Annotated in this window: 9 protein-coding genes and 1 rRNA gene; all 10 read right to left on the bottom strand. The window is 37.7% G+C overall.

The window, feature by feature from the left end:
• Positions 1-74: 74 nt before the first annotated feature.
• Positions 75-533, bottom strand: coding sequence for a hypothetical protein (locus V0410_RS20805; RefSeq protein ID WP_330745474.1), 459 nt, complete (start codon positions 531-533; stop codon positions 75-77).
• Positions 534-573: 40 nt separating this feature from the next.
• Complete coding sequence (locus V0410_RS20800) at positions 574-1,041, bottom strand: hypothetical protein (RefSeq protein WP_330745473.1); 468 nt, start codon at positions 1,039-1,041, stop codon at positions 574-576.
• Positions 1,042-1,120: 79 nt separating this feature from the next.
• On the bottom strand, positions 1,121-2,836 hold the full coding sequence (locus tag V0410_RS20795) for an ATP-binding protein (RefSeq protein WP_330745472.1): 1,716 nt from the start codon (positions 2,834-2,836) through the stop codon (positions 1,121-1,123).
• A gap of 5 nt (positions 2,837-2,841) precedes the next feature.
• Entirely contained in the window at positions 2,842-3,951 is a 1,110-nt protein-coding gene (locus V0410_RS20790; protein ID WP_110011850.1) for a histidine kinase, read from the bottom strand.
• Positions 3,952-4,006: 55 nt separating this feature from the next.
• Positions 4,007-5,092: a porin gene (locus V0410_RS20785; protein WP_330745471.1), complete on the bottom strand. Its 1,086-nt coding sequence runs from the start codon at positions 5,090-5,092 to the stop codon at positions 4,007-4,009.
• 69 nt (positions 5,093-5,161) lie between these two features.
• Positions 5,162-5,719 (bottom strand): potassium-transporting ATPase subunit KdpC, encoded by a 558-nt coding sequence (gene kdpC / locus V0410_RS20780; protein WP_330745470.1) that lies wholly within the window; start codon positions 5,717-5,719, stop codon positions 5,162-5,164.
• A gap of 10 nt (positions 5,720-5,729) precedes the next feature.
• Positions 5,730-7,769 carry a potassium-transporting ATPase subunit KdpB gene (gene kdpB / locus V0410_RS20775; RefSeq protein ID WP_330745469.1) on the bottom strand — a complete coding sequence of 680 codons (2,040 nt, stop codon included), beginning with the start codon at positions 7,767-7,769 and terminating at the stop codon, positions 5,730-5,732.
• Positions 7,770-7,943: 174 nt separating this feature from the next.
• Positions 7,944-9,638 (bottom strand): potassium-transporting ATPase subunit KdpA, encoded by a 1,695-nt coding sequence (kdpA, locus tag V0410_RS20770; protein WP_330745468.1) that lies wholly within the window; start codon positions 9,636-9,638, stop codon positions 7,944-7,946.
• Positions 9,639-10,075: 437 nt separating this feature from the next.
• Positions 10,076-11,398: a sigma-54-dependent transcriptional regulator gene (locus V0410_RS20765; RefSeq protein ID WP_330745467.1), complete on the bottom strand. Its 1,323-nt coding sequence runs from the start codon at positions 11,396-11,398 to the stop codon at positions 10,076-10,078.
• Positions 11,399-12,063: 665 nt separating this feature from the next.
• A 5S ribosomal RNA gene (gene rrf, locus V0410_RS20760) occupies positions 12,064-12,171 on the bottom strand.
• Positions 12,172-12,299: the final 128 nt, after the last annotated feature.

Below are 12,299 nucleotides of genomic sequence, written 5' to 3'. Positions count from 1 at the left end.
TGATAGATTTCACAGCCTTCTTTGTTATTAAGAATCAATATTTGCAGCTATCTTCGGAATATATATAATCTTGTTTACTTAAAAACAATAATAGTATACGGAGCGTTTTCTCCTGATTTTGGCAGAATCATCCTGATATGTTCCTTATTCTTGTAGTAATCTACATAAAGCTCTTTGGTGATAATCTTTCCTTTCTCAGTTTCCTTATATCCTGCTGCTAATATCAGTTTAAGATACTGCTCATATTCTTTTTTGTCCCTAAACTCAAACTCGATTCTGTCTTCAGATTTTTCTTCTTTATATTCAAACTTTCCGATTTTCGAGCTATAGTCTGGAGTTTCATATTCGGTTAAAAGGAAGCTTAAGCCATCTGTTCTGTCATAAAATTTGAACTGAAGCTGTTTCATTTCCTTTTTAAACTCATCCATCGTAAGTTTGTTGAAACTGTTAAGCTGTTCTAATGTGAATGTCTGTGCAGAGACCTGAATACTCAATACAACTGAAAATAATAAGAGCCCTAAAGCTTTTCTCATTGTTATTTTTATCACAAATATAAGAATAACGGTTTATGCTTCATGCTTCTTTAAGTAACGCTTTCCGGAACAGTAAAATTTCTTCCTTGTTTAATCCTTTCAAAGAAATTGTGCGTTTTGTATTGGCCATCCAGTCAGGATAAAGAATCAGTTCTACATGATTGTCATATATATGAAATTCTCTCAGAACTTCCGGGTTTCTTGTATTTCTTCGATCTGATCCAAATCTCAGATTAATACACTTACCGGGAACAATGTAAAAATCTTTAGGAAACAAAAACATAGAATTCTGATTCATGAAAATTTCAAAACTACACCATTGAAATCTTTTACTATAGCGAAGACCTCCTTTAGTTACTGAAACAATGGTACCATTGATATTTTTAAAAACTACCGCATCCGGCTGTTTATATTTTTCGATAATTTTATTTTTCTGGCTATAAAAGAAAATTCTTGAAATGATAAAAAATACTACACCTGCCAATGGCAAATAGAAAAAAGGATCCATGAATTTAAAAGGATAGAATTACAAATTTTTAAATAAGAAAAATCAAATATTTTCTTATTCAAAGATATAACAATAACTCTTATGAAACCGGCAGTCTGAAATAAAACGTACTTCCATTATTCAGGGAACTCTTCACTCCTATTTCTCCATGCTGTTTCTCAATAAAATTCTTTGAAATTGCCAAGCCTAAGCCAGTTCCATTCTGATGTTCGCCGGGAACCTGGAAATAGCGGTCAAAGATCTGGCGGTGGTATTTTTCATCTATCCCGCTTCCGGTATCAATAATACTGAACTGAATGAATGAATCCAGCTTTTCTACTACAATCTTAATATTTTCGTCCTGAAAAGAGTGCTTTACCGCGTTAGTCAGGAAATTATTCATCACCCAGACGGTTTTATCAAAATCTGCAGTCACTGCATCATTGTCTTCGAGAAAATATTCTGTGCTGATGGAAATGTTTTTCTGCTCGGCAAGCTTTTCAACATTCTTTACAGCAGTCTGTACAATTTCTTTGGGGGAACATTTTTCTACGGTCAGTCTGATATTTCCGGATTCTACCTGGGAAAGATTAAGCAATTCTCCTGTGATATCCAATAAACGCTGTCCGTCTTCATTGATGCTCTTCAACAATTCCTGCTGCTGCTCGTTCAGTTCTCCGAACTTTTGGTTTCCAAGAAGCTGAACACCCATTTTGATCGCAGAAATCGGAGTTTTCAGTTCATGGGAAATGGTCGCAATAAAATTGGTTTTGGCAAAATCCAGTTCTTTAAAAGGGGTAATATTTCTTAGCAGGATTACCTTTCCGATATTCTTTTTTTCTTTTTCCCCTGTTTTTACAATATTGATCGGTATAATATCCTGTTCGAAATAATTTTCCTTGTTATCACGGACAATCTTAATCGGATCTTTTACCGGATGGTCGATATTTTTCAGCAGTTCACGCATCAGATCATTATTGATGGCTACTTCATGAGCCGTTTTTCCAATAATATCTTCTTTATGGAGATTGGTGATCTTTAAAGCTTCATCATTGATCATATAGATAAAATGATTCTCATCCAGACCAATCACGGCATCATGCATATTGTTAACCAGCGTTTCGATCCGTTTTTTATCCATCAGCTGCTTGGAAAGCGTGCTGCTTTCGTACTCCTGAAGCTTTTCCGCCATACTGTTGAAGGAGTCTGCCAGACTGTTGAATTCTTCACTTCCTTTAAAATGAACCCTCTCACTATAGTTTTTATCGGCAATCTGTTTAATACTGAAGGTCAATTGATTGATAGGCTCTGCGATGGTTTGTGGTAAATTGAAAAGCAGGATAAAAGCAATCAGAAAACATACGGTTCCTAAACTTACGATCCAAAAAGTGGCATTTTCTGCTGTAATAATCGCAATATCACTTTTTCGTTCTATCCCTTTCATATTCAAAGACATGATCTTCGAAAGATCTTCACGGATAAGCTTTTCTTTATGGATATCGGGAGCTTTAAGGTAGCTGTTGAAATGGAGATTCAGATTCTGCGTGGCTTCTTTTTCTCCAAATTCTGTAAGGTTCTTTTCCTGAAGCTTATTATTTTTTCGAAAATCTGCTATGGCAACGGTACTGTCTGTACTGATATTATCCAACGCCAAAAGCATATTTTTGGAAAATTCCAGGCTGTTGTAATTGGCCGTAAGGATCTTTTCAGTATCGGATTTTAATTTATTGATGTATACAGAACCTATCACTGAAAGCAGAACGATCAGTAGAAATAAAAGGCCCACGCCTAAGGTAAGTTTCGTTTTAAGTTTCATTACTTTTAAGATAAAATAATAATATCTATCTGTCTTTCATTCAGCCTGTTCATAAGGGTATAGATCCAGCTGTACCCCAACATTCGCTGCCAGAAACTGGCATGGGGCTTTCCAATGCAGACCGTCGTGATATTATGGGCAATTACATATTCCAGAATTCCGTTGTGAACACTGCTTTCTTTGATGCGGACTACTTTGGCGCCTAATTCCTGTGCTAAATTAAAATTATTAATTAAATACCGCTGTTTATCCAATGCAATTTTTTCCGGATTTTCAGAAGGCTTCTGAACGTACAAAACAGTCCATGGACTGTTATAATAGCTGGCTAATCTGGCGGTTTTACGAATAATTGTTTTGGCAATTTTCTCATTGCTGCTGATGCAGGCCAGGAATTTTATGGGCTTAAAATTTTCGGTTTTGATCTCTGTTTCCACCTTTCTTTCCACGTGGGTGGCCACTTCTTTTAAAGCCAGCTCACGAAGCTGGAGAATATGTCCGCTCTGGAAGAAATTACTCAGTGCCGTCTGAATTTTTTCTTTTTTATAGATTTTCCCTTCTTTCAATCGGGTCAGCAGCTCATCTGCGGTAAGGTCAATATTCACGACTTCATCCGCCAATGCAAGAATTTTATCCGGAACCCGCTCTGTTACTTCTACTCCGGTAATTTTCTTTACCTCTTCATTCAGGCTTTCGATATGCTGGATATTCATGGCACTGATGACGTTGATTCCGTTATCAAGAATTTCCAGCACATCCTGCCATCTTTTTTTATTTTTGGAACCTTCTACGTTGGTATGGGCAAGTTCGTCCACTAACACTACTTCAGGATGTTCATTGATAATGGCCTGAAGATCCATCTCCTCAAGGTTCTTTCCTTTATAAAAAACTGATTTCCTTTCAATTTGAGGAATTCCTTCTACAAGAGCTTCAGTTTCTTCACGGCCATGCGTTTCAATATAGCCAATCTTTACATCAATGCCATTTCGCAAAAGGGAATGAGCTTCCTGAAGCATACGGAAACTTTTTCCTACCCCTGCACTCATCCCGATATAAATTTTGAATTTTCCTTTACGGGATTTTTGAATCAGTTCTAAAAAATCTTTTGCTGATGACATTGATTTTATTCTTTTTAATTTTACTTTAAGCACTTTCCTGTGGCTAAATTCTTTTTTAAAACCAAACCGCTAAGCTTGACGTTATAAAGAAATTTCCTTTTTTAAATTCATCATTTTTAGCAAAAATGGCATCTTTAGATGTAAAACCTCTCGCTTCTGTACGGAAAACAACATTTTTGAAAACAGCATAATCTACATTCAGAGAATATCCGAAAGTTTGAAATCCGTTAGGCGTTTCTGTGCTGATGATCACCCCATTTTTATCATTATAGTATTCCAGTCTTCCCGCTAATGCCCATTTGCTGTCCAATTGATATTTCATCTGAACATTCGGGCTATACCAGATATTATACTGCTCGCTTCCTTTTGATTTCTGCTCAGCACCGATATCAAATCCCAATATAGCAGAAAACTGATCCGTTATCTGAAAGCTTCCATACAAATCATGAAAGTAACGCATCCTTTTGTCCTCTTTTGCTTTATCATTCCCTATGAATGAACTGCTGTTCAGGGTAATTTTATCAGTTGGTTTATATGTTACCTGATGACCAAAAGAAATACTCTGGTTTCCCTCAGGTTTGGCAATACGCTGCCATCCGTTCAATACCAATCCGCTTAAAAACCATTTCCCGTTATCTGAAGTGTAGGAAATTTTGGCTCCGGTTTCAAAATACGGAGAGTTCTCTGCAGCTAAGCTTCTTGTCAGGTTCACATTATCCTTTCCTATGGCACTTTCCCATCCAATATGGGAAGGCATGATCCCTGCATCAATCCATAAATTCTTATTCTTTGATATTTTGATTCCTACATTGGCTTCATTCACGTACCGTAATGCATTTTGTTCTGCTGCCATATTATCCTGAGCATAGGTTCCGGCCATTAAAGCTACATTAGCACGGGTATTTTCGCTCTGATAATTGGCTTTAACCAATCCCAGGTTAAGGTTCATTTCATTGTGCCTGTTATAGGAATACAAAAAGTTTTGACGAATATGATTTCCAGGCTCATTAAAATCATAGGTATAAAAGAGTTCTGCATAAGCGGAAAATGTCACTTTATTACTTGTTTTTAATGAATCTGATGATTGTGCTTTGGCTAAAAACAGCCCTGATAGTGCACTTATAAATAGATATTTTTTCACTTTAGTTTTATGGTGTATGAATCATGTCAAGGTTTAAAACCTTGACATGATTATCGGTTATTAAATTTATTATTTTAATTGATCCAAAGCAATGTTAAGCTTCAGAACATTTATTTTTGTAGGTCCGAAAAGTCCTAACAACGGCTTTTCCGTTTGATTATTAATTAAGCTTTTAACTTGCTCTTCTGAAATATTTCTCACTTTTGCAATTCTTTTTGCCTGGTATAAAGCTCCTTCTTCAGAAATATCCGGATCCAGTCCGCTTCCACTTGCGGTAACAAGCTCTACAGGAACTTTTGCATTACCCATTTCAGGGTTATCCATTTTCAAAGTATCAATTCTTTTCTGTACAATTTCCAGATATTCTTTATTGCTTGGACCTTTATTACTTCCTCCGCTTCCTGCTGCGTTATAATTGACTGAAGAAGGACGGCCGTGGAAATATTTTTCAGATTTGAATTCCTGTCCGATATTGGCATAAAACTTCTGCCCTTTGTTGTAAATAATTTCTCCGTTTCCTTTGTTAGGAAGTATTTTAGAACCTCCATAAACCACTGCCAGATAAATACCTGTAACTAGCAACATGACAAGCGTTAGTCTGAATGCTGAAACAATATGATTTTTCATTTTTTTAATTTTAATAGAATAAACTGATTACCAGATCAATGATTTTGATCCCGATGAACGGAACGATTACTCCGCCTAGCCCATAGATCAAAAGGTTTCTTCTTAACAATGCACTTGCACCAATCGGCTTATAAGCCACACCTTTCAATGCCAGCGGAATCAGGAACGGAATAATCACCGCGTTGAAAATAACTGCTGATAATATGGCTGTTTCAGGACTGTGAAGGTTCATAATATTCAGTTTCTGCAGAGAAGGAATAAAAGTGATAAACAGTGCCGGAATAATGGCAAAATACTTCGCTACGTCATTCGCAATACTGAAAGTCGTTAATGTTCCTCTGGTCATCAATAGCTGCTTCCCTATTTCCACAATTTCGATCAGCTTTGTAGGGTCGTTGTCAAGGTCTACCATGTTACCGGCTTCTTTTGCGGCTTGAGTTCCACTGTTCATCGCTACCCCAACATCGGCCTGTGCCAGTGCCGGCGCATCATTGGTTCCGTCTCCCATCATCGCAACCAGCTTACCTTCCTGCTGTTCCTTTTTGATGTAATTCATCTTATCTTCAGGTTTAGCTTCAGCAATAAAGTCATCTACTCCTGCTTTTTCTGCAATGAATTTTGCCGTCAGAGGGTTGTCACCAGTTACCATTACCGTTTTCACACCCATTTTTCTCAATCTCTGGAAACGTTCCTGGATTCCTGTTTTAATAATATCCTGAAGTTCAATCACGCCCCATACTTTTTCGTTAACGGCTACTACCAAAGGAGTTCCTCCGTTTTCAGAAATTTTGGTTACTGCATCCTGGGTCTCCTGCGGGAAGATATTCCCGGCTTTTTCAGTCAGTTTTTTTATCGTATCGTAAGCTCCTTTACGGATTCTTGTTTCGTCAAAATCGATTCCTGAAGTTCTTGTTTCTGCAGTAAAATCGATATACGTAGGATTGGAAACCAATAAATCTTCAGGTTTTAAAGCACTTAGTTCAATAATAGATTTCCCTTCCGGTGTTTCATCCGCTACGGAACTTAATGCAGAAGCTTTAATAAATTCTTCAGGCTGAATTCCATTGGCAGGGTGAAATTGAGTTGCTTTTCTGTTTCCGATGGTAATTGTTCCGGTTTTATCCAATAGCAATACATCAATATCTCCTGCAGTTTCCACTGCTTTTCCGCTTTTGGTAATCACATTTGCTCTTAATGCTCTGTCCATCCCAGCAATCCCGATTGCAGAAAGCAGACCTCCGATGGTTGTCGGAATAAGACAAACGAAAAGAGATATAAATGCCGCTATGGTAATCGGAGTCTGCGCATAGTCTGCAAAAGGTTTTAAAGTGAGGGTAACAATAATAAATGTAAGCGTGAATCCTGCTAAAAGTATGGTTAATGCGATTTCGTTGGGTGTTTTCTGTCTTGACGCTCCTTCTACAAGAGCAATCATTTTATCTAAGAAGGATTCTCCGGGTTTTGTGGTTACTCTTACTTTAATTCTATCTGACAATACTTTCGTTCCTCCTGTTACAGAACTTTTGTCTCCACCCGCTTCACGAATGACAGGTGCACTTTCTCCGGTAATAGCAGACTCATCAATGGTAGCAAGACCTTCAATAATCTCTCCATCCATCGGAATCTGATCTCCGGCTTCACAAAGGAAAATATCACCTAAGGTCATTTCAGCAGACATCTTCAGTCTTGTTTCTACCTGGAATCCCGGTTTATTATTAAGCACTAATTTGGCCGGAGTTTCTTCCCTTGTTTTTCTAAGGGTATCAGCCTGCGCTTTTCCCCTTGCCTCTGCAATAGCTTCTGCAAAGTTGGCAAACAGAACGGTGAAAAATAAAATTATAAATACTAAAAAGTTGTAGGAAAAGCTTCCCTGGGTTTTATCACCGGTAAGGCTGAACATGCTTACGATAAACATGACGATAGTTCCGATCTCCACCAGGAACATTACCGGATTTTTAAACATAATCTTCGGATTCAGCTTTACGAAGGACTGTTTTATCGCTTCGTTGACCAAATCTTTTTGAAACAATGTTTGTGACTGATTTTTCATTTTTTTGAAAGAATTTATATCATTGTAAATCAATAGTAACCATCAAGGTTTGCCAGATAATGAGGATAGATATGGATAATATTAAGTGAACGTTTCAGTAAGTGTCAGACTAGCTTCCTAACTTTTCGGCTTCCTTAATGGTTGAATATTGATTTTAATTTTTAATGTTCACATTTATTTTGAGAAATACTGAATCTGCTCTGCAATAGGGCCTAGAGTCAATGCAGGGAAGAAAGACAACGCTGCAATCAGTAAAATCACTGCCAGAGTCATGAATCCGAAAGTTGCCGTATCTGTTTTCAGTGTTCCTGAACTTTCAGGGATATATTTCTTCTGTGCTAATAGTCCAGCAATCGCTACAGGTCCTATAATCGGGATAAATCTTGAGAGTAACAGTACAATTCCCGTTGAGATATTCCACCAGGGTGTATTGTCTCCCAACCCTTCAAATCCGGATCCGTTATTCGCTGCAGAAGAAGTAAACTCATACAGCATTTCACTGAAACCATGGAAACCTGGGTTGTTCAATGTTTTTGTCCCAAATTCCGGCAGATAAGCCGTTAAAGCGGTTCCTGCAAGAATCAGGAAAGGATGGAATAAAGCGACGATCATAGCAATTTTCATTTCCTTCGCTTCAATCTTTTTACCCATAAATTCCGGCGTTCGTCCTACCATCAGACCACTGATAAACACAGCCAGAATGATAAAGATAAAATAGTTCAGAATTCCGACTCCACAGCCTCCGTAGAAGCAGTTGATCATCATCGCAAGCAATTCATTCATTCCCGAAAGAGGCATTGTACTGTCATGCATTGAGTTCACTGATCCTGTTGAAATTACCGTTGTGGCAATACTCCAGTAGCCTGACGCTGCACTTCCGAAACGGATTTCTTTACCTTCCATAGCTCCCAGGCTGTTATCTGTTCCCATTTTTGTGATCAAAGGATTTCCTCCTGTTTCATTCACTATATTCGGAATGGTAAGTGCCAGAAAACCGACCGTCATTACCGTAAAGATTACCCATGAAAGTTTTCTTTTATTCAGATAAAATCCCAGTGCAAATACCAACGCAAACGGAATGATCATCTGAGCGATCATCTCTGTCATATTGGTCATATAATTGGGATTTTCAAGAGGGTGCGCAGAGTTGGCTCCGAAAAATCCACCTCCGTTAGTTCCTAAGTGTTTGATCGCAACAAATGCTGATACCGGACCTCTGGAGACATCTGCTTTCTGGCCTTCCAGTGTTATGACATGATCTTTCCCTTCGAATGTCATCGGACTTCCGTTAATAGAAAGTACTAAAGCAACAATTACACTTACCGGGACCAGGATTCTGACCATTGATTTGGTGAAAAAATCGTAGAAGTTCCCAAGTTCGGTACTTGTTTTTTCTTTAAAAGCCCTGAAAAGGACAGCCATTGCCGCCATTCCCGTTGCAGCCGTGACAAACTGTAAAAACATCAGATAAAGCTGGCTCAGATAACTTACTCCTGTTTCTCCTGAATAATGCTGTAAATTACAGTTTACCAAGAATGAAATGGTAGTATTAAAAGCCAGATCGGGTGACATATTCGGGTTTCCGTCAGGGTTTAAAGGAAGCCACGCCTGATTCATTAAAAGAAGGAAACCTATGATGAACCAAACCAGATTGATTGCCAGCATGGCATACATATTCTGTTTCCAGTTCATCTGGCGGGCAGGATTAATTCCCGAAACTTTATAAATTAACTTTTCAATGGGTTCAAAAACCGGATCCAGAAAAGTCTTTTTGTATCCGTAGACATTAGCTATATATTTCCCTAAAAATATTCCGATAACTAATGTGATAGCAAACATTGCTATAATGCCTAAAATCTCTGTATTCATGACTAATTAAAATTTTTCAGGTTTCATTAAAACATAACAGATATACACGAAGGCAAGTATTGAGAGGAAAAATAAACTCCACATAATTTATATTCTATCAAAAAATTCAACTGATTTATACAAAAGCCAAAACAATACTGCAAAAAGCAGAATTAAACTTATGAGCATCATATTTTAATCATTAGGGTTAAAAGGGTCAACAATACGTACGATACAATCAGCAGACTAAAAGTCGAGTGCTCCCGTTTTTTAAACGTTTTTCTTGAAATTGTCATTTTTAAATATTTTATTCGAAGACTATATGCCAAAAGAAAGTCCATTCTGAAAATCAAATAATCAATTAATTGATTAACAACACATTAAGATAAAACACAAAACTATATAAAAACAGAAAAGCCTATCAAAATGATAGGCTCTTTATTAAAATGATAAAAGGTTTATTTTAATCCATATTCTTCAAGTTTACGGTACAATGTGGCAATACCAATTTCCAGTAAACGGGCAGCTTCTGCCTTGTTACCTTTTGTATACTGTAAAACTTTCTGTATGTGTATTTTTTCCAGTGATCTGATACTTAAAGAATCACTTTCAGGAACAGCTTTTTCCGAATAATGGGGAAGACTTTCTGCGTCAAGGATATTGTCATCCATTAAAATCAAACTGCGCTCTACCGCGTTCCTCAACTCACGGATATTTCCTTTCCAGTCGTTTCGTTCCAGTACTTTATAGTAATCAGGATCTACCTGAACCGCTGTCAGATGAAGTTTATGAGAAAAAATATCTATAAAATGCTTGGCAATAGCTTTCAGATCTTCTTTTCGTTCTCTTAATGGCGGAAGCGTGATCTCAAAGACATTCAGCCTGAAATAAAGGTCTTCTCTGAAATTTCCCTGCTTTATTTCATCTATCAGGTCTCTGTTGGTAGCAGCAATTAACCTGAAGTCAGATTTAGAAACTTTGGTTTCACCCATTTTGATAAATTCCCTGGTTTCCAAAACCCTGAGCAGTTTTGCCTGAAGCTCTATGGGCATCTCACCGATTTCATCCAAAAACAGAGTTCCTCCGTTAGCTTCTTCAATCAATCCTTTCTTATCTTTCAAAGCTCCAGTAAAAGCACCTTGTTTATGACCAAAAAGCTCGCTTTCCAGAATTTCTTTACTGAATGCTGAACAGTTGATCGCTACAAAACTGTTTTTCTTCCTGTCACTCCCTTCATGAATAGCACTCGCAAAAACTTCTTTACCCGTTCCGGTTTCTCCTGTAAGAAGCACAGCAGCATCCGTTAAAGCGACTTTCTCAGCCAACTTCTTAGCCTGCAAAATAAGTGGTGACTTACCAATAATCTGATCAAATCCTTTCGTCACAACCTGCTGAACAACCCTCGATTTATTGTCTTTTACCTTATCAAGAGCCTTATACACCAATGGGATTATTTTCTCATTATCATCTCCTTTCACCAGATAATCATAAGCGCCATTCTTCATGGCCTGTACAGCATCCATAATATTCCCGAATGCCGTCATCAAGATAATTTCAAGCTGTGGATATTTGGTCTTGATAGACTTTACCAGCTCTACTCCAAAAGCATCAGGCAGACGAACATCGCTCAGAACAACATCAAATTCATATTGCTCCAGCATCGTCATTGCCGAACGTGCCGTAGAAGCTTCTTTTACATTAAAATTCTCTTGGGAAAGGATCATTCCTAGTAATTTAAGGAGTTTGATCTCATCATCGATGATCAGAATATTTCCTGACATTATAATTATTTTTGGAAAACTACTACAAACTTATTGAATTTATTCGAGGAAAACGGGGTAATAGAAGGAAATAGTTTACTTAACATCACTTGAGATTTCAGGAGCTGTTTCCCGCTATCCATTCATACTCCTCGCGCCCATACACTCCCACGCTCCACCACATTCACTCCAACCCAAGCTGCGGGGTAACCATTCCTATCGGGGCTATGATAGTGAACGAACGATCAATGATACGTTATAAATAATGTGACGAATTCGGGATACGGGTTCCGTGGTTATCTTTTCCAAATGGAGTAATTTAATTAATTCCTATGGCGTCTCTCTTTTTCATTTGCTCCGTTTCTTTCCACTGTGTCATTCCGCAGGAATCCAGCCTACTTTATTAGAGTCTTTATGATTCCTTTAATCCAGACGATTTAATACTGTAAATTATTTGATAATACTTTGTTGAGACTCCTGTGGAGTGACCATTGGAGGGTGTACTGTCCGGTTACCATTGATAATTGATCAATGATGAATGATAAGTGATGGATGATCAATCATAGTTGATGAATGATGAATAATCGATGTATTACTCATTACCCATTACTCATACATTGAGCTGGGTATAAAACAAAAAAAATCCTTTATCGTTATGATAAAGGATTTTTTAAAAATAAAATAAAAACTGGCGGCGGCCTACTCTCCCGCGTTAGCAGTACCATCGGCGCTGGTGGGCTTAACTTCTGTGTTCGGAATGGGAACAGGTGAGCCCCACCGCTAAAACCACCCTAAAGAAGGTATATAGCTTTAAGCATCAGGCTTGAAGCCTTAAGCTTATTGCGTTTTAAGCGATAAAAACTTTCACAAAGACAAAACCTTCGCTGCGCATAAAGAACTTGTCATTTATTATATGATATAG

Source organism: Chryseobacterium sp. CP-77 (assembly GCF_036362765.1).
Taxonomy (GTDB): Bacteria; Bacteroidota; Bacteroidia; order Flavobacteriales; family Weeksellaceae; genus Chryseobacterium; species Chryseobacterium cupriresistens.
This window is presented reverse-complemented; position numbering and strand designations above follow the sequence as displayed.

What these genes read in the sequence shown, in the direction of transcription:
- V0410_RS20805 (WP_330745474.1), bottom strand. Translation starts at nt 533, where the DNA reads ATGAGAAAAGCTTTAGGGCTCTTATTATTTTCAGTTGTATTGAGTATT.
- V0410_RS20800 (WP_330745473.1), bottom strand. Translation starts at nt 1,041, where the DNA reads ATGGATCCTTTTTTCTATTTGCCATTGGCAGGTGTAGTATTTTTTATC.
- V0410_RS20795 (WP_330745472.1), bottom strand. Translation starts at nt 2,836, where the DNA reads ATGAAACTTAAAACGAAACTTACCTTAGGCGTGGGCCTTTTATTTCTA.
- V0410_RS20790 (WP_110011850.1), bottom strand. Translation starts at nt 3,951, where the DNA reads ATGTCATCAGCAAAAGATTTTTTAGAACTGATTCAAAAATCCCGTAAA.
- kdpC (WP_330745470.1), bottom strand. Translation starts at nt 5,719, where the DNA reads ATGAAAAATCATATTGTTTCAGCATTCAGACTAACGCTTGTCATGTTG.
- kdpB (WP_330745469.1), bottom strand. Translation starts at nt 7,769, where the DNA reads ATGAAAAATCAGTCACAAACATTGTTTCAAAAAGATTTGGTCAACGAA.
- kdpA (WP_330745468.1), bottom strand. Translation starts at nt 9,638, where the DNA reads ATGAATACAGAGATTTTAGGCATTATAGCAATGTTTGCTATCACATTA.
- V0410_RS20765 (WP_330745467.1), bottom strand. Translation starts at nt 11,398, where the DNA reads ATGTCAGGAAATATTCTGATCATCGATGATGAGATCAAACTCCTTAAA.